13 protein-coding genes and 2 pseudogenes are annotated in these 19,518 nt (G+C 41.2%); 3 read left to right on the top strand and 12 right to left on the bottom strand.

Annotation, left to right across the window (positions count from 1 at the left end; genetic code table 11):
• Positions 1-10 precede the first annotated feature (10 nt).
• The 6 genes and pseudogenes from V6668_RS30880 to V6668_RS30855 all read right to left on the bottom strand — a co-directional run.
• On the bottom strand, positions 11-325 hold the full coding sequence (locus V6668_RS30880) for a PrgI family mobile element protein (RefSeq protein WP_091037044.1): 315 nt from the start codon (positions 323-325) through the stop codon (positions 11-13).
• Between the two features lie 104 nt (positions 326-429).
• The gene (locus tag V6668_RS30875; RefSeq protein WP_223200059.1) at positions 430-834 is read right to left on the bottom strand and encodes a TrbC/VirB2 family protein; all 405 of its coding nucleotides are present in this window, start codon (positions 832-834) and stop codon (positions 430-432) included.
• Between the two features lie 246 nt (positions 835-1,080).
• Positions 1,081-1,515 carry a hypothetical protein gene (locus tag V6668_RS30870; RefSeq protein WP_100528080.1) on the bottom strand — a complete coding sequence of 145 codons (435 nt, stop codon included), beginning with the start codon at positions 1,513-1,515 and terminating at the stop codon, positions 1,081-1,083.
• 299 nt (positions 1,516-1,814) lie between these two features.
• Positions 1,815-2,378, bottom strand: coding sequence for a hypothetical protein (locus V6668_RS30865; RefSeq protein ID WP_100528079.1), 564 nt, complete (start codon positions 2,376-2,378; stop codon positions 1,815-1,817).
• A 905-nt stretch (positions 2,379-3,283) separates the two neighbouring features.
• Positions 3,284-6,391: a hypothetical protein gene (locus tag V6668_RS30860; RefSeq protein WP_338709165.1), complete on the bottom strand. Its 3,108-nt coding sequence runs from the start codon at positions 6,389-6,391 to the stop codon at positions 3,284-3,286.
• A 530-nt stretch (positions 6,392-6,921) separates the two neighbouring features.
• Positions 6,922-7,382, bottom strand: a pseudogene (locus tag V6668_RS30855) (IS3 family transposase); the annotation flags it as partial.
• Between V6668_RS30855 and V6668_RS30850 the strand changes: the two are divergent.
• Positions 7,368-7,784: pseudogene (locus V6668_RS30850) on the top strand (5-methyltetrahydropteroyltriglutamate--homocysteine S-methyltransferase); the annotation flags it as partial. The pseudogenes V6668_RS30855 and V6668_RS30850 overlap by 15 nt on opposite strands.
• Before the next feature lie 193 nt (positions 7,785-7,977).
• Here V6668_RS30850 and vanG read toward each other — a convergent pair.
• From vanG to V6668_RS30820, 6 genes are all read right to left on the bottom strand, one after another.
• Positions 7,978-9,030, bottom strand: a complete 1,053-nt coding sequence (gene vanG, locus V6668_RS30845; protein WP_338709164.1) for a D-alanine--D-serine ligase VanG — start codon at positions 9,028-9,030, stop codon at positions 7,978-7,980.
• Between the two features lie 53 nt (positions 9,031-9,083).
• A complete protein-coding gene (locus V6668_RS30840; RefSeq protein WP_279303091.1) occupies positions 9,084-9,716 on the bottom strand; it encodes a D-alanyl-D-alanine carboxypeptidase family protein in 633 nt (210 codons plus the stop codon).
• A 139-nt stretch (positions 9,717-9,855) separates the two neighbouring features.
• On the bottom strand, positions 9,856-11,010 hold the full coding sequence (gene alr / locus V6668_RS30835) for an alanine racemase (RefSeq protein ID WP_100528075.1): 1,155 nt from the start codon (positions 11,008-11,010) through the stop codon (positions 9,856-9,858).
• Between the two features lie 259 nt (positions 11,011-11,269).
• On the bottom strand, positions 11,270-11,434 hold the full coding sequence (locus tag V6668_RS30830; RefSeq protein ID WP_165789932.1) for a hypothetical protein: 165 nt from the start codon (positions 11,432-11,434) through the stop codon (positions 11,270-11,272).
• Between the two features lie 466 nt (positions 11,435-11,900).
• Positions 11,901-12,995 (bottom strand): hypothetical protein, encoded by a 1,095-nt coding sequence (locus V6668_RS30825; RefSeq protein ID WP_091037026.1) that lies wholly within the window; start codon positions 12,993-12,995, stop codon positions 11,901-11,903.
• A 108-nt stretch (positions 12,996-13,103) separates the two neighbouring features.
• Positions 13,104-18,155 carry an Ig-like domain-containing protein gene (locus V6668_RS30820; protein ID WP_338709163.1) on the bottom strand — a complete coding sequence of 1,684 codons (5,052 nt, stop codon included), beginning with the start codon at positions 18,153-18,155 and terminating at the stop codon, positions 13,104-13,106.
• A gap of 335 nt (positions 18,156-18,490) precedes the next feature.
• On the opposite strand from V6668_RS30820, the gene V6668_RS30815 reads away from it, so the two are divergent.
• Both V6668_RS30815 and V6668_RS30810 read left to right on the top strand, forming a co-directional pair.
• Positions 18,491-19,003, top strand: a complete 513-nt coding sequence (locus V6668_RS30815; protein WP_100529040.1) for a GNAT family N-acetyltransferase — start codon at positions 18,491-18,493, stop codon at positions 19,001-19,003.
• Entirely contained in the window at positions 18,996-19,505 is a 510-nt protein-coding gene (locus V6668_RS30810; protein WP_100529039.1) for a phage tail protein, read from the top strand. Before V6668_RS30815 ends, V6668_RS30810 begins: the two co-directional genes overlap by 8 nt.
• Positions 19,506-19,518: the final 13 nt, after the last annotated feature.

The following is a 19,518-nucleotide window of genomic DNA, read 5'->3' as shown; positions in this document are numbered from 1 at the left end:
CTTCTTTCGTTTAGTTATGTGTGAACGTTTTTTGAGAGCGTAGAAACTTAATCCTAGAAACGACAAACTCACTCGCATATTGCTCATGTTTATCGAACTTAAAAAATGCAAAGAAAGCTGCAATGGCACCTAGGATAACAAATAAAATCAACTTTCCTATCCACTCTGCACCGCCATCCAAAAAGGGAAGCCCCCCGAAGATGAAAAAGACTCCGCAAAAAACGAGTGTAGGAAATATAATTAAAAATTGTCGAATCGACAAGACAGCCAAAATTGATTTTTCCTCTTGAGTGATATCAATCGGTACGACTATTTCATTGTTCATAATCAACCCCCTAGTGAATGAGAAACGGTCACCGTTACCTATATGATTTCAGACATATAGCGTCCTCATATTCGGTATTGTGACCATTGCTCAGTGCTTAACTTCTACTTCGCTGAATTTGATAAGCCCGCAATAACATCCGCGAAGGTTGCGGCACCGAAGAAGACAAATGCCCCCGCAGCACAGCCCAACAAAGCTTTCCAATAAGTTGCTGCCTTTTGAGGATTAAGCGAACCAAAGATAATCATTACTGCGTAGTACATGACAGCCAGTACAAAACATGTGCCCCCTACGCCTCCAAAAATTTGTACAATCAACTTGAGAGGTTTATTAACCTTATCGACATTAGCTTTTTTAGCTACGTCTCCATTGGGATCATACATTTTTCCGTCCTTTAACTCCGAGTCTATTACAGTGCCATTGGCACTCGCGCTATTATGAACTACAAGACCGAATACTGGAAATAGAGCGAACACAAGTGCTAAGGTTAATACAATTTTTTTTAACAAGATAATTCTCCTTTCGCTTATAAGCGGTGTTAACATATTTGTTTTAAAACATGTGTTACTGAGTTAAACTCAATTTGTAATCACAATCTAACGTACATTCCCCCTTTTTTGGGAACAAAAAAAAGCACCGCCAAACCTTTGGAATTGATCCAAGGTAGGCGGTGCTTCCGCTTGTCAGTATTAAGTTAGTTAAAGAATAATCTACTATGATTATCCTTATTAAGAGCTTTAATGTCAAGAGATGTTTTAATATCTAGCATGGTGTATCCCTCGTTCTACAATAAGTTCACCATCAGCATACTCCCCATTCTCCTCAACCGAATAATTAACTAGAATAGTCGCATGATCAATCGGTTCATTTTCTTTCAGTACAGAATCGAGAATCATCACCAATGTCTTAAGACCTTTTCTGCTCATTCCAATAGGAGTAGAACTTTCCGCTTTCCCCGTACACACATCCATAGTCTTAGGACTTAGGACCTTCTTCTCTAAAACATGATTAATGGCTAGGCGTCCGCTACGTACGGAGAACTTCAAAGAACCTTCTTTCTTTTTTGACATCACTAATGGGTAACACTCCACTAATATAGCAGCCTTGATCTCTTCTACTAGTATACTATTGTCAAGTGGCTTATTCATTACCTCGCTAATACCACCGGTTCTTGCAAATTGTTTTGACATCTTCAACGCCTCCACTAAATGTATATGTTATAGGTCAAAAGATTTAAAATATAAAAAAATAGTGCAAATATGAATCTATTGTAAAAATTATGTATGTAAATATTTCGATTTCACTTTTTCATATGGGTAAATATGTGAAACTTCATATGAATGAAATCATTTTACACTTCTGTTAGAAGATTGTCGATATGAATTTGCGAAATATTAGGAATTTTGACTTATAACAGTGTGTATCTCCGCTTTCTCAAACAACCAATAGTCATATGTACCTATCGGATATATGAGAAAGCGGAGAGCGTCTAAACTCCCACTGTTATTAGTCTTTTGTGAGCATTCGTTTCCAGATCAATAAATTTGTTTGCACAAAACAAGTTCGATTTAACAAATGAGCCTTCTACAAGGTAAGCACCCTCCATTTCAGGCATTCCCTGAATCTGGATTTGTTGTTCTGCATATTGTAGTATTGTGACGCCGTTTATTTGGAATAATCTCCCCATCATTACATCATAGTTCCCAGTTGCACCTAATGCAGGGGTCGTCGTAATCTTATCTACGAGCTTCGATTCATATTTACCTCTCAAAGCCCAATATTCACGCAGTCCAATAGGATAATTTGAGCGATTTGCAACCGATTCTGTATTAACAGACTCAGTACTTAACTGTTCATTTCTAGTATTAATAGAAAGAACTTTCTCTCTGTACTCCTTAGAAGTATACGTTAATTCCTCACTGATACCACTACATGATGTAGATTCGCCTTCCCGCTTTAAATCACTTTTCTCATCAATTGCTTTAAACAGTTCATCTAAAGAGTTGTTGAGAGCTTCAGGTAGCTCTGACACTTGAAAGACTTTAGTTTTCAATCAAATGATTCCCCTCATATTTTGATTAGGTTTTGTAATATATAGCATAAAAAAACACCTATAGTGGGTTATCCGAAGAATTAACTCCACCAAAGGTGTTTTGAAATAAGGAAAATAAATAATAAAAACCCTAAAAGTACATAGAAGTATCCAAAATGATACTCAAGCACCTAAAGAGTGTATTTAGACATAAATATTCCAATAAATAATTCAAATTAGAATGACCTGTTTGCCTCATGGCTCAGGTAATAGAATAATTAAACAATTGATATAGTTCTATAATACCAAATATAATTCGACTCGACAACACCATAAACAAAAGAATAGAAAAAAACAGAGCGGGTGATCCCCAGTTTCTGAACAAATGAAAATCTACTGACCCAAGAGTTTAAGCCAGAAAAGCTTAATTTGAAGTGAATGACGATTGCTACGCACTACTACCATATCTAGTGAGCGATTCTTGTATCATTCAAGTCGTATTTAACAACCAGATTGCAGCCTACTACTTCTGAGAATGAAACGAAAATGAGACCTATACATCGTAGACTTTGCTAAAAGTGTATACCAAGCAAATAGACATGACTATTGGTCGTTCCCAGCGTCCAGAAATTCTAGTACGCACGATATACGTCGGGATAATTGCCTGGACCACACATCTATAGAAAGCTTCATCTCGTATCTCAAAACGGAAGGAATCTCCACATCTGCAACCGGAGATGACCGACGTGCAAATTAAATAAACTGACGCCGGTTGTGCACCGACGCCAGTCTGGTATTTTTATAATTGTCCTCCATATGGAGTATTTTCCATGTCATACCGTGGCCCTTACTAACACATATATTAATCCTAATCCTAATAATTCAGTCATCTCTAGCATTCGCTGTTGTGGGATTGGTATAGGACACTAGAGTTCAATAAGGATTGAATTTTCTTTCCCTATTTCCGTTTCTGTTCCAGTATCCGGTAATCCGAACATCTCATGATCAGCAAACTTTTCAGAAATAGGTTTTTTTGCTACAAAAGAGGTAAACTTTGTTCCTGGAGCTTTAGCAGCATAAGCCTCTGCCTTCCCTTGGAAGGTCATGATAATCTTCTTCACTTGACTCAAATCCACGCCCTCATTAAGTACAAGACCGCCTCGGTCCTCGCCAGGTACCTCTATCGACCATACTGACAATAAACCTGGCATAATTCTGCTAGTCCCGTCACCCACAGCACCACCAGACTCATTCCGAATGAGTTCCTTAGGTTCTATATCACCTGTTGCACCTCGATCCGGAGTTACTTCATATTCAAAGAATCCATGGCTCTTGTTGTGTACAAAGTCAAAACGTTGACCATACGAATCTAGAAATGTTGAATGACCTGAGTGAGTATATTCAATGTGAATGCTTCCTGCGGCATTCCGTGCACCAGGTATCTGAATGTGGCAGTCACTAACCATCATGTGAGCTTTACCTGCAATTCTCTCCCGAATGAGTTGGTTATCCAGTGTCAAGGGGAAGAATGCCGTTCCATGTGCTCGCAGCGTTTCAAATTGCTCTGGGAAAGATGCTTCGTTAAAGATAACCGTTACGTTTTTGAATGGTTGCACCGGATTTTCTGAAGCATTTAGTGCGTTTGTCAACTTAACGGTTATATCGGCATGAATACGACTAAGCTCGGCAACGTGGCTATCTTGAACAAACGGGAACAGCTCTTGGCTCAGGACCATATAGCGATATGCTTGGTATTCTTGATACAGGAAATCTGTTAATGCCAGCTTTAAGCCGTTGTACAGGTCGAAAATATACGTATGGAACAGTGGCAAGCCCGCATCCACGTCATCTCCCATTACCTGCTTGATTCGGTCTTGATCTGCACGTCGTTGTGCCATTTCAGCAAATAGTTTTGCTTCCTCCAGGTGTTTAGCTGTCACTGCTTGTTTTTTGCGCTGGTATTCTTCAACGACGTTGAGATATTGATTAAAGGCCTTACGATATTCTTCCACTTTATCTTCCGGCATTTGATCATAAACCGGTTTTAACATCTCTTCGAATTTCTCACGTGACATGGCAAGCATGGATGAAGAATATCCAAAGGAATCACGTGCTTCTTGCATTTGCCCCATCAGATTGTAAATCTCTATTCCATCCTTTATAATTGCTAACCCCGAAGAAGCAGCGGTAGTCACATTTTTAATGGATTTAGAAAGTTCCTCTTCTTTTTTCTTTTTTTCTTTTTCTACCGTTTTGGCGTTTTTGAACGTATCGTCTATCACAATGGTCTTTCCTGTATCCCAGTAGTTGCTCATTGCTGATGCTATGGCACCGCCTGTTTTGAGCGCCGTTAGGGCAGGGGTTACATTGGTAACCAGCGCTACGCCATTCACTATCAAATCAAATGTAGCCTTCAGGGTGGACAAAGCAAGTTTCTTCCGTAGCGCTTCTACAAATTCTTCAGCCACTTTCTGGAGCGACTTCTCTTTTGAAAGTATATCTTCATATAACTTGTCTGCTTCTATTTCCAAGCGTGCCCGCTCTTTAATTGAATCTTGCCTTTGACCCTCTATATCATTAATTCGATTTACTGCAACGGAAATGGCATCGGTTAATACTTTTAAGCGCCCTCTTTGATCGTTCTCAGCCAAGATGTAATCACGATATAACGTTTCAGCTTGTTGAGCTGCGTTTATCAGATTGACACCCAAGTCTTGATATTTATTTAGAGGCATCAGAGGCACCCAGTTCCATGGATGGCTAAAATAGTCTAGACCCTGTCCCAACTGTGTAATAAGGATCATCGCTTTATTTCGTAGTGCTAGCCACTGAATGGAAGCGTCCAGCATATCGCTTTGGAATTCGGAATAGGTACTTTGAGCTCGTACCTCATTAAACCAGGACTCATTCGGTATTGTCTGTTGCAGCCAGTTTAGTAAATCGGCAGCCTCTTCGAGTTTCTCCTCACTCCCAGACAGATAAGCCAATCCTGCCTTATGTAAGGTTAATGTTTGACGTTCAAGTGAGGCACTTAAGCCAGTTTCTAAATCTACAGGAGATAGTCTCTTATATATTTCCGTATCGGCGATTTTCGCTCCATAAAATTGACTATATCCAATCTGTGCAATAATGGATTGAGCAGGTTTACCATCAATTGCATGTTCTGCGCTGATCCCTACTGTGCCATTTACGCCGTCCTTTCCATTAGCGGATCTCTTCGTACTGCTGCGCTTTGTAACGCTTGATTTCTTCCCTACCGAGACTGTCTCCAGTTGAAGGCCACCTATGCCTCCCGGACATCCAGCTCCTGCTTTTCCGGGCAAGGTTGGCGCTCCAGCGATACCCACTTTCGTTTCCATCGTTACTCTCTGCTCTTCGCTTGAAACCACATATCCAATAAAAATATGTCCAGCGTCTCCACCATTCCCGGACCTTCCTGCGTTACCACCGTCTCCTCCATTACCTCCATCGCCACCCGATGTGGAATGATCATTAAACCAGAATATATGGGTTTCGCCATCTCTTCCATCATCTCCTGACCGGCCATCCATCCCGTCTCCTCCGTCTTGCCCGCGACCTCCATTACTGCCATTTGCTGAGAGATTCAATTCTCCTTTTAGATTGAAGCGCTCTGCTGTCAGTACAAGATGCCCGCCGGCCATCCCATTGGCTCCACTGGAACCGTCATGACCCTTTCCGCCATCGTCTCCACTTTTGATCGCTTTGATGCCGGAATCGGCCTTTGGTTCTTGTACGAAGTCCTGATCCGGAGGAACGGGTAATCCAGACGTACTAATAGATATGTTTCCATGGGAAGAAATAACTCTCGCATTTATTATTAGATTACGCCCAGGCAAACGTATCGATCCATCCAGATGGACGGTATCTGCCTGAACCCAGTAGTGAGCTGTAGCATCCGAAAAGTAATCTTGCTTTAAGATTAAATCGGAAGCTGTTAGATAAATAAAATCTTCTTTTTTTCCCCGCTGAACATTGGAATACAATGACTGAGTTTTGACTTCTGCAACTCCCATTTCTGGTTCCTCCTCTTAGGTCTTGATAATTATTAATTCATCTTTATGTAATCCAAAAGTTCTATTTAATAACTTCTGAAAAGTGATAATTATCACTTTATACCTAATTATAAGTTAATTTTATCCATAAATATATATTTTTTTTGATGATTTTCGACTTTTATTTTCATAATATGCTTTTTATATAATGTTGTTTTCTTACATCAATGAATGCTTTAATCATGACTTATTCCTTAACATGTATTATGCATATCTCTTTAATAGTTATGGTGCGATGATCACTTTACACAGCATGTTGAAATTAAAACAACACAACTACATGAAAAATTTATGTACAACGTTATTATCTCACTGCCAATTAAATGTCCATGTTGTCTTTATCTTTTTTCTATCCCACAATAAAGAGCCGTCCACAAGTAGTTAGTTCAATGTCGAAATAGAAAGAATATATTGCTGAAATAAACCTCCTCCAAAAAATAAAAAACCACGTCTTGTTGAAGTGACCCCGTAAAGTTAGACAGATTATCTCTTTAAGCAACTTGTTGGGCATGAATCCGGTACCGTACCGGACTCATGCCTTTTAGTTTTGCCTTAATGCGTTTGTTGTTGTAATAATCAATGTATTTGGATAGTTCTTGTTTAAAATATGAGATATTTTCAAATTGCTTTAAGTACAAAAACTCGGATTTCATGATGCCAAAGAAGTTCTCCATGACGGAGTTATCGTAGCAGTTCCCTTTACGGGACATACTTGGCGTGATGCCACGTTTTTCAAGGGCATGACGATATGGTCTCATCTGGTAGTGCCAGCCTTGATCCGAATGAATAAGGAGTTTTCTTCTTTTGTTAAACTGCAAAATGCTTGATCTAACATCGTGGAAACAAGCGAGTAGACCGGTCTTGAACCAATCGTATATGTAATAATTTCTCCGTTAAACAGATCAAGTATGGGAGATAAATATAGTTTTTCTCCGATGTCAAAGCTTTCCGTATTTCCACTTGCACGGTTCAAGACACGACTCAAATTCACACACATATATGCTATTGAGAATTCCATGACATGAATGATTCCATCGAAGCGATGGATGCCGATGTTATTTCGATCGAGACGTCCCGCAGTCACGGTGAACTCATTCACAGCTTTGAGTTGAACACGTATAAACTGGGCATTGGACTTGGCGTATATGATATCCATAGCCCACGTGTTCCAAGTGTGGATGAAATGACAAGCATGATCGAACGTGCCTTGCGTGTATTGGATCCTAAACTGTTCTGGATTAATCCGGATTGCGGTCTCAAAACTCGTGGACTCGAAGAAACCATTGCTTCCTTGCGCAACATGGTTGATGCAACCAAGATTCCCCGTGAGAAGCATGTTGCAGCAACGGTTTAAGTTGAATAGATAAAGAATTCAAGAATTCGTTTATAAAAGGCGGACATTCCTATGTTATGGAATGTCCGCCTTTTAAATGAACCAATAAAAACTGAAACTGCCTTTTTGCTCATTTTTGCATATCCGTTCCTTTGAACGAGATCATCGACAATGAATCCATCCAATCCTCGCTCAACCGCAAGTTCAACCGCTCTCAGTTCACACCAATGGCGAGCTCGATGAGCCGGTCAAGAATATTGGCATAAGTCATGCCGCTAGCTTGGAGCATGTTAGGATAGCGGGAATTCGATGTGAAACCAGGTATCGTGTTGACTTCATTGAACACAATTCTTCCGTCAGTGTCCAGGAACATATCTACTCGCGCAAACCCTCTGCATCCAAGCGTTTTATAAATAGTCAGAGCGCTCTCTTTAACCTTCATTGCAGTATCCTCATCAATACGGGCTGGCAAGTGAATCTTCGAACTCAACAAGGAGTACTTTTCCGAATAATCAAAAAATTGTCCCTGCAATTCAATTTCATCAATAACGCCGATTATGGGATCAGAATTGCCCAATACAGCACACCCCACTTCAAAACCGTTGATATTTTGCTCAATGACAACTTTACTATCGTGTAAGAAGGCTTGTTCAGTCCCAGTAATCAATTCCTGCCTATTGTTCACCTTCGATATCCCTAAAGATGATCCTGATCTAGCCGGCTTAACAAAGAGAGGGTAACCCAGTGCTTCTGCTGCTGATAACACTTTTTCCATCCGTTCAATTCGATGTATTGTAAGGGAACGCGGTATATCAATCCCTGCTGCCTGCACCAGTTTATGAGCCAGTTCCTTGTCTATACATAACGCAGAGGATAACATGCCACATCCAACAAACGGTATACCCGACAGTTTCAATAATCCTTGCAAGGTTCCATCCTCACCGTATTTGCCGTGAAGCACTGGAAACACAACATCAATCGGTGTTACATGATATTCCGTATGCACTAGCTCAATGAGTCCTCTGACTTCTCTGCTCGGTGAGAAAAAGGATGGGATACAACTCGGATGCAAATGCCATCGATCATTGCGAATATCCTCAACCGTTCCACTATATCTGAGCCAAGAACCTTGCTGCGTAATTCCAATTAACACAAGATTGTATTTTTCGGTATCCAAATTTTCAATCACTGAAGCAGCCGAACTCAAAGATACGTTATACTCACCTGAACATCCGCCAAACAATACCGCAATCGACTTCTTCTGCATCTTAAAATCCTCCTAAAATGTAATATAATCTATATAATTCCTATTGTTATAACTTAATTGTTGGAGAAAGTCGTAACAATGAATCCTTCACGATTCGTTCCTGATATCCGATAAGAATCACATTTCAAGATCGGGATATGACTAGACGCCTCTTTATCCGCTGGAACATAATATATCTGGATTGTCATGTCCTTTGCTTTAACTGTGAGCTGCTCTCCAGAGTACCGATATTGCTGTACAAAATCGATGTACTCCTCTAAACATAGATTGTTTTCTTCCATGATTTTGGAATGGGGGTATCCTACATATCTAAAATGCCATGGCTCATACGCAATACGAGTGATTGATTCTTTTTCTTGCTTATATCGAAGAATAAAACCGAATTGTATGGCATGTTGTCTGAAGGACCTGTATATGCCCGTGTCAGGAAAGGAAGGTGCAATAAAATCGATATTCGATTTCAATTTACCGACATCGATAGCCAACCCTGTTTGGTGCTCACTCTGGTCAGGCAAGGCTACGTATTTGGAAGTATATTCTGGTCCCTGTTCTATCAAACAATCCTGATAGATTTGGGATTGTTCTTCTTTGGTTCGATATGCACTGACAGCGACAATTTCATCCATCCCCCCACAAGCCTTAAGTAGAGCATGAAATTGTTTGAAGCACTGCTTCTCCAGAAGCATCTCCTTATTTAACTTCTTTATTGAAAGTAAGGAATCCAAGGACTCTAGTTGATTAGCTTGTACTTGCCTTCTGATTGGGTTTTGAAAATTTATTAACACTAAGTGCCCGTGACATAGTTCTTCGTTACTTACGCTGATTTCAATATGTTGTTGTACGACTTCCCGTGATTTCACGTTGAATTTCCCCGCCTTCTTTATAGATTCGCAATACTCTGTCCGTGATGGAACTCGTTATTTCTTGAGATACACCACCGATATGATTGGCCAGTTCCTGAACCGTAATTTTCTGTTCACCTGAATAACCAATGAAGGTCACTTTGGATCCTTCCGGAAAATACTTGGGAAGCTTAATCATCAATTGATCCATGGAGATTTTTCCTATAATTTCTGCTTGATGCCCCTCCACCAACACCTTCGTATTTTGCATTCTCTGCGACCATCCATCTGCATAACCGATAGGCACTGTTCCGATCCATTGATCGGAGTCTGTTTGATAAGCATTGTTGTAACCCACATATTCGCCCTTTTTTAATCTTTTCGTTTGCAATAATCTACTGTGCATACTGAATGCAGGCTTTACCTGGATGTTCGATACTAGTTTTTCCGGATAAAAACCATAAATTGCAGCTCCTATTCGAGCCATATCCATACACAATTCCGGAAATCGAAGTGCTGCCACACTTCCCGCACAGTGATAATGATTGACTGGAATCTGGGATATACTGCTCCATTCTTTCATTTCCAGGAAGCGTTGAATCTGAAGCTGCAGATAGCTGTTGTCTGTCTCACCCGCTGTCGCGAAATGAGTATAGAACCCGTCTACTATTACATCTGGAGCCCGGAGCCATGGAACCATTTCAAGCCATTCTTCTTCCGTACGTATACCGATTCGCCCAAGTCCAGTATCCATTTTCACATGCACAGATAGCTTATGCCGGGTATGAACAGGTTTGTATTTTCTCATCTGCTGAAACCATGAAGCTTGTGTAACGGTAATCATCAAATCATGTTCCAGAGCCAGAGGTACAAGTTCGGGACGTATCGGAGTCAAAATAAGAATCGGTTGTGCTAAGCCGGCATTTCTTAAGCGGATGGCTTCTTCAATGAAGGCACACGCTAAATAATCCGCGCCTGCCTCTACTGCTTCTTTGGCCGTCTCAATATCTCCATGGCCATATGCATTTGCTTTAACAACTGCCATTAATTTGGCCGAACGGGGTAGAAATTTGCGGATCTGTATGACATTCTCGCGAATTTTCGTTAAATCTATTTCAGCCCATGTATCTCGGTACATTCGAATAATCCCCTCAACCGAATAGATGGTATGTTTTTACTTACTATTTTTAGTAGATCCGCATATGCACTTTTCATAGTTTGGCCTCCTAAAGGTGTGAATGTGGTGCGTTGAATTGATTTAAGTGTATATTAAGGCCACTTCAGCTCCTATCGATCAAACTTACACAAAACTGACAACGATGTAAGATTACAGATTTGCACTTCTCCACATCTCATAGTTAAAAAAAAAAAACCTGCACTAGGGCAGGTTTCTTTCATTATTGTAGATTTTCATTGCTCATCCAGCTATCAACATACAGTGGTTCACTGTAGTCCTCCCGGACCGTAAATTGTTTCAAATGTTTCTCTGCATCTGCACGATTCTCGAAGCCTCCCATAACGACGGTGAATTTTCCATTTTGACGATTTGCGGAATTTCTCAACGGAGACGATCTATTGCATCATCTTGAAACAACCAAAAATCGATCCCAAAGGTACCAAAAGCAAGAGGCATCTATAAGCAAATTATTATGACCAAATCCAGAATGGATGAGACAGATCCCCATTATCTCCACTTTATAAATGAAGGACAGGTGCTCGTACATTGGAACGGGGAAAAATCTTTCTGTTCCATTTCATAAGCGTACTATGTGGAGAAGCGTAACTTCTCTGAAGATATAATGAAATAAATCCCAATACTCGACCTTGAGCGCAGATCTGGGAACCACCAGGTGCGATGATGGCGCGCCTGAAGGGACTCTGTCCTATCAATGGGAAGTCGTCAGCGCTCTGGAAGGCGGCTGACTATACCTCCACCGGAGAAGTGACGCTGATCGTTCGAAATACCACCGTTCCTTTTGAAAGTGTAGGAGCAAGTATCACCAAAATGAATCCTCTTGAAAATTTATATCAACCTCCCTTAACTTGATTGTTTGATAAAATTGTAACGAGATTAATTTTATTTTTGAAGTCCTCCGAGCCATTTAACTCCACTATTAATCTCTCTAAAAAACGGATGACATCGTCTAGTGATAGTGAACTAGATTCAATTCTACGTAAAAACATTATTGTAAGCTCTCTCACTTCTTTTAAGGCAATATCATTTCTGTTTTTTGATGCATATTTACTTAGATAATATAAATCAATGTTCACCTTAGTAATCTTTATGAAGGGAGTGTTACTGTTTGCAGCTCTTAAATCTCTCATCAAATTTAAAGCTGCACCTAATGAAACATAAATCTCTGTGAGTTTTTTTAATCTTTTCTTCTCCCATTTCTCCCTGTATATTTGGCCAACAGTGTCAAAGATAATGAAAGTCAAAAATGCTTCTTTGATTTTAGGTAAAAACTCTATGTACATGTTGTATTGATTTATTGTGTATTCCTGTCCAATCATCATACTCGCCCAACGCATAGGGTTATAGAAAATATTTGAAAAGATTCCTGACGTAAAACCATCCAGATTTGAAAATACATACAATATTCCTGCTAACCAATATAACTCTAATCTAAAGCGGAACAGGATGTATACAATGATAAATATTATTACTGCTGAAAAGTACAAACTACCATTTAAAATTTCATTGCTTAAATTAGAGATCGACTTCATATATGTAATTAATTCTTCAAGAGTTAAGTTATTATCGACCAAGTAATCCATATACGCCTTATTTTCTTTAAGCTGTGAGAGAAATGAACTCTCCTCTGTTAAAAGCTCATGAAACATTGCTTGGGTGTTATCTGGTAGATCTTTTTCCATAACAATAAAAGTTTTTGTAATGGTATTCCCTATTTTTGTTTTAGCATCAATTTCAGGTGAGAAAAAGACGTCCTCACTATACTTGCTCTCAGTAGCATATCTATAATATGCACCCGGATCGACTATGTTAGTTATTCCGAAAAGTAACATGGATATAACTAAAAACAATGGAAAGTACAATAAAAACATACCTAATATAATTACAGTCTTTTTTAAATACGCATTCCCCAAACGTGACTTATTCATTGAATCCCCTCTCTTTAACTAATCAAAAATACAGATCGTATTTGCTCATTGGAATCTTAATAAGCAAAAGATCAGACCCTCTTGGTCTGATCCTTCGCTTTCATGCTTCTATTGAATCAAATTCGACTTCTTAAGTAATTTTTGAAGTAACGTAGCCACTTCAGCACGTGTGATTTGGCCCTTCGGTTGAATCGTAGTCGTTGTTCTACCATTCATAATACCCGTTGCTAAACCAGCTGCTATATGACCTCTGGCATAGCTTGAAATCGATGAATCGTCTTTATATTGTCCGATCAACGTGTTTACTTGATCAGGCAATAAATCCGGATTGATACCTGTGATCTTCATCGCTTTCGCAATAATTGTCATAGCTTGTTCACGAGTGATGGTATCCATAGGAGCAAATTCAGCATCATTATAACCCTCAATTAATTGATATTCGTGAGCTGTATAGATATAATCAGCAAACCAATCGGACTTATTTACATCGATAAATGAAGTTTCGCCAGTTAACGGTACTATACCCAGCCCTCTTACAACCATAGCAGAGAACTCTGCACGTGTAATGCTCCTATTCGGTTCGAAAATATCCTCCCTAACTCCCGTAACAATCATTCGTGATCCCATGTCATTGATTGCGTCTTTTGCCCAATGGTTCGTCACATCAGTAAATTCGACTGGGTGCCAAACCAGTGTGTACAAGCTATTGGACAAGCTATTAATCACTGCGTGGTAGCGATTATCTTTCTTCTCAACATAAGTTGGTACATGATGAGTGGAACCATCCGAACCTACAACAATTCCTGTCGTAATCTGATTTGGATCGACGGTCTCCGGAAGTGGAATATACCGTTCAACGTACGTATTGAAGCGATTTATTTCCTTTCTTAAACCGTTAAATTCAGCCATTAACGTAAAATGGACAGGATCCACTAAAAGTAAAGCACCTTTTGAAATTGCCGAGTCCTTTGCAATGCTTGATTCCGAAGGAAGAGCTTTTGAGATTGTTAATTCAATCGTCATGTCTGATAGTGTATCATCCGCACCAAGTTGACCCACTACCGTCTCAATTGAGATTTGGCTCGCAGGTAGTCTATACGTGGCAAGCGGGGTGACCAGTTCTAAGACGGCAGATTGCTCTATCATCTTTTTAACAACATCCCCTGTTAATATTCCCACAATGGAATCCGATGACTCATTCACAGGAATAGTCACTACAGCATTCTGACCTTCTTTCGCCAACCATTCTAGAAGTTTGCTAGGATCCGGCGTAAGAGTTGTTATGGTTCTATTATCAACGATTTTTGTATCCAACCTGCCGATCTTCTCTGACTTACCGTTTATTACAACAGGGACACCACTTGGCTCTAGCTGAGGTGGGTTTGTTGATGGTGTTCCGCCACCTTGTGAGCCTCCTCCACTGCCGCTATTGCCTGAATTTCCACCGCCACCTGAACTATTGGAAGAATTGACAGTAAGTACAAGGTTAGTTGTTGCTATTTCCCCGTCTCCATAAACAGCTGTAATCACAGAAGTATAGGTTCCGGCTGGTAAGCCTACTACCGGTCTAACGCTCCACGTGTCGATACTTTCACCCGCAGCTACATTATTGCCACTTCCTTCAACCACAAATGTATTGGGTTCACTGGAAGTCAGACTACGAATGGTGGTATCAGCCGCCCCGGCATTCGTGATGATTAATTTCTTTGCAGAAGGTTGTTCATAACCAACCGTTACAGGTGAAAATAATGGAGCCACAATACTTAAAAAAGGTATCGTCTCTGAGATATCTTCGAACTCTGCGCTAATGGTAACATTCCCGCTTGGCATGATGAAAGTTTCACCCACGATCGGATAACCCACAGAATTAAAGATATACTTCAGCGATCCTATTTTTACTCTCTTCCCGAAATCCGGTAGAATGTTCAAGCTAATTAAGTTACCGGCTGGGGAGATCGTAGGGGCAACACTAATTGTGCCGCCTACCAAATTGTTTATCGTCACAGTGAATTGTTCGATTTCAGTAACTACGTTTATTGTAGCGTTGCCCGATTTACTGCCGTTGGCCGTTGATATCGCGGTAATCGTATATGGACCAGGTGTGGTGTTTGGAGCGACACTTACCAATCCATTTTCATCCACTGTGACATTTCCGCTCGTATCACTGCTGCTCCATGTAACGGTTTGGGCTGCTCCCCCACTTACATTCACAGTAGCTGTCAGCTGCTGTGTGTCACCTTGCAGCACACTTGAATAGGTAGGACTCACTGTTACACTGTTGACTTCTGGTGCAGAAATCACTGTAATCGTTGCACTACCTGTCTTGGTGCTATCAAAAGAAGAAGTTGCTGTAATTGTATACGGACCAGGTGGGGTATTTGCTGCCACACTTACCAATCCATTCGCATCTACCGTGACATTGCCATTCGTGTCACTACTGCTCCACGTAACAGTTTGGGTCGCTCCACCGCTGACATTCACAGTGGCCGTTAGTTGCTCTGTATCTCCTTGCACCACATTAGGGTTAGACGGACTGACCGTCACACTGTTTATTGCCGGTGCCGAGGTAACTGTGATCGTTGCACTACCTGATTTAGTACCGTCAAACGTTGACGTTGCTGTAACTGTATAAGGACCAGGTGGGGTATTTGCTGCTACACTCACCAGTCCGTTCACATCTACCGTAACATTGCCGTTCGTGTCACTACTGGTCCACGTAACGGTTTGAGCCGCTCCACCTCTTACATCCACAGTGGCGGTCAGTTGCTCTGTATCACCTTGCACCACATTAGGGCTAGACGGACTGACCATCACGCTGTTTACTGCTGGTGCTGAAGTTACCGTGATCGTTGCACTACCTGATTTAGTACCGTCAAACGTTGACGTTGCTGTAATTGTATAAGGACCAGGTGGGGTATTTGCTGCTACACTCACCAGTCCGTTCGCATTTACCGTAACATTGCTGTTCAAATCACTACTGGCCCACGTAACGGTTTGAGCCGCTCCACCGCTTACATCCACAGTGGCGGTTAATTGTTCTGTATCTCCTTGCACCACACTAGGGTTAGACGGACTGACCGTCACACTGTTTACTGCCGGTGCCGAGGTAACCGTGATCGTTGCATTACCTGATTTAGTACCGTCAAACGTTGACGTTGCTGTAATTGTATAAGGACCAGGTGGGGTATTTGCTGCTACACTCACCAGTCCGTTCGCATCTACCGTAACATTGCCGTTCGTGTCACTACTGCTCCACGTAACAGTTTGCGCCGCTCCACCGCTTACATCCACAGTGGCGGTTAATTGTTCTGTATCTCCTTGCACCACACTAGGGTTAGACGGACTGACCGTCACACTGTTTACTGCCGGTGCCGAGGTAACCGTGATCGTTGCATTACCTGATTTAGTACCGTCAAACGTTGACGTTGCTGTAATTGTATAAGGACCAGGTGGGGTATTTGCTGCTACACTCACCAGTCCGTTCGCATCTACCGTAACATTGCCGTTCGTGTCACTACTGCTCCACGTAACAGTTTGCGCCGCTCCACCGCTGACGTTCACAGTGGCCGTTAGTTGCTCTGTATCTCCTTGCACCACATTAGAGCTAGTCGGACTGACCATCACACTGTTTACTGCCGGTGCCGAGGTAACCGTAATCGTTGCATTACCTGACTTGGTGCCATCAACTGTTGACGTTGCTGTAATCGTATATGTGCCTGGTGTAGTGTTTACTGCCACACTCACCAATCCATTTGCATCCACCGTGACATTGCCGTTCGTGTCACTACTGCTCCACGTAACAGTTTGCGCCGCTCCACCGCTGACGTTCACAGTGGCCGTTAGTTGCTCTGTATCTCCTTGCACCACATTAGAGCTAGTCGGACTGACCATCACACTGTTTACTGCCGGTGCCGAGGTAACCGTAATCGTTGCATTACCTGACTTGGTGCCATCAACTGTTGACGTTGCTGTAATCGTATATGTGCCTGGTGTAGTGTTTACTGCCACACTCACCAATCCATTTGCATCCACCGTGACATTGCCATTCGTGTCACTACTGGTCCACGTAACTGTTTGGGCCGCTCCACCGCTTACATCCACGGTTGCTGTCAGTTGTTCTGTGTCCCCTTGCTTCACAATTGGGTTAGCTGGGGTCACAGTCACACTATTCACTTGTGGGGCGGGAGCCGACTTTATATGACCGTCATATGTTTGACTGTCATAACCTACTGCAACTGCTCGTCCTCCACCTATAATGACGTCGGCAAAATCAATGGATGAGGATAGATTACTCCATTCCTCTTCCCAAACAACCCCATTTATCGAGGTTGCAACTCTTTCATTTGCGCTAACGGTATAAAATTTACCTGCAGCATAAGTCACTGAAGCTAAACTAACGTTGCTGTAATTCAATACGGTCGTCTTGCTCCAAGTTACTCCATCATTTGAAACGTATGCCTGTCCAGCCTCACCAACCGCTACAAATGTATTGTTTCCATAGGCAACATCGAAAATGGCTTGGGTCGGATTAGTTGTATATACCTCAGTCCATGCTAACCCATCGGAAGAACGGAAGATTTTAGCCGCTTGTCCTTCATTATAGGTTGTTGCAATAAACATCCCATTGCCGTACACTACTCGGTAAAAATCAAGGTTTGTATTCGTATACACTACCTCTGGAGTACCATTTTCTATGAATGAGTAAAGTTTTTCTTTTCCTGCTAACACATAACGGTTAGTAACGGGACTATAAGCAATATCGTTGATCTGCTTGTTTTGGAAAAATGAATTTACAGGCGTCCATCCGGTGGTTGTGGGTTCAGATGACTTATAAACTCCATCCGACGCAGTAATAAACCAAGTTGCATTCAAAAACTTGACGTTAGTCGGTTCAATGGAAATCTCTAGATTCCGGTTATCCCAGGTCACGGAATCTGTCGACAGATGATAGTCTAGAAAATAGCCTAAAGACAAAAATGTACCATTGCCATATTCCACAAAAGTTTGAAGACTTGCAGGCACCTGATGTACAGGACTCCAAGTCGCAGCGTTCGCTTTAGAAGAAAAAATCCCACCACTAAAAGAACTAATGAGTAAAATACTTGCCAATGTAGTACGGAGTATACGATTCAAACTTCTTTTTCTCGAAAACAAAGACATATCCGGCCCCCTAAAATTGGATTTAATCGGCAATTATTATTGCCTATCTATTTCCCGATGAAGTTTGTCGAATGATGAAATGGAAATTACTCTCATCATAAACGAGACTTTGGTATAGGTAAATATAATTTTAGGGACTTTTTTCATAAAACAATGGCTTTCAACCCATTTCAAAATTGATCTAGCGTGTTTTTTTGAAGTTTTGTTATAAATTTTCGTCACCATTCGATTTGAAACTGCAAAATTTTTAATGACAGCCCTTCTTCCATCTGTTATAAACAAATTATGACAACTATATCTAGCCATCACCTTGGAATTAAAGGAGAAAATAAAAAGTGATTGATACAGTTGCTGCAAAACTCGAAGATGAAGCGTTTTTGTTTCAGTTGTATTCATTAACCCGCCAAGACGAATTACAAAGTTGGAACTGGGAGCTAGAGGAACAAGAACTATTTTTGCGTATGCAATGGAGAGCTCAAACCATGTCTTATGCGGCCTCTTACCCAGATGCAATTCGTATAATCGTTCGTGACAATAATGTTTCTGTCGGTCAAACGTACGTACTTGAACAAGGGCAAGAATGGGTGCTCATTGATATATCTCTACTTCCAGAGTATCGGAATCGGGGAATAGGTATGAGCATAATTATGGATCTACAACAGAGGGCAAGTCATGCTGGCGCAACTATTCGTTTAAGCGTACTTCCCATGAACAGGGCAATGAGGCTGTATCAGAAGCTCAACTTCGTTCCTGTACACAGCACAGGTTTATATCAACTAATGGAATGGTATCCTTTGAGAACAAATGAATCAACATCAGAATTTAGTGAGGTGAAAACGAATGAGTGAAGCTTATTTAGGTGAGATTCGGATGTTTGCGGGGAATTTTGCTCCTCTTGGATGGGCTTTGTGTAATGGACAAACAATACCCATTGCTGAAAATGAGGCTCTGTTCGTTCTACTTGGAACAACGTATGGCGGGGATGGACAAACCACGTTTGCTTTGCCTGATTTGCAAGGTAGAGTGGCTGTACATCCAAACCCTACGTTTATTCGTGGGCAAAAAGCAGGTAATGAGATGGTTACATTGGTATCTAATCAACTCCCTGTACATACGCATTCGGTGTACACAGCATCGGATTCCTCTACAATTACATCAACACCAAGTAATGCAACCTGGTCTAACTCACCACGAAAAATCTATTACACTTCAGATAAAGCCACTACTGTGAATATGAACACTGCAGCTGTATCTTCTGTCGGTGGAAACCAGGCTCATGACAATATGATGCCTTCAACTGTCATTTCGTTCATTATCTGTCTAGAGGGCATATTCCCGTCTCAACCTTAAAGAGAATAAAAAA

The sequence above is a fragment of the Paenibacillus amylolyticus genome, from assembly GCF_036894225.1.
In the GTDB taxonomy this organism is placed as follows: domain Bacteria; phylum Bacillota; class Bacilli; order Paenibacillales; family Paenibacillaceae; genus Paenibacillus; species Paenibacillus amylolyticus.
The sequence above is the reverse complement of the archived record's forward strand: the minus strand, read 5'-3'. Positions and strand labels throughout refer to the sequence as shown.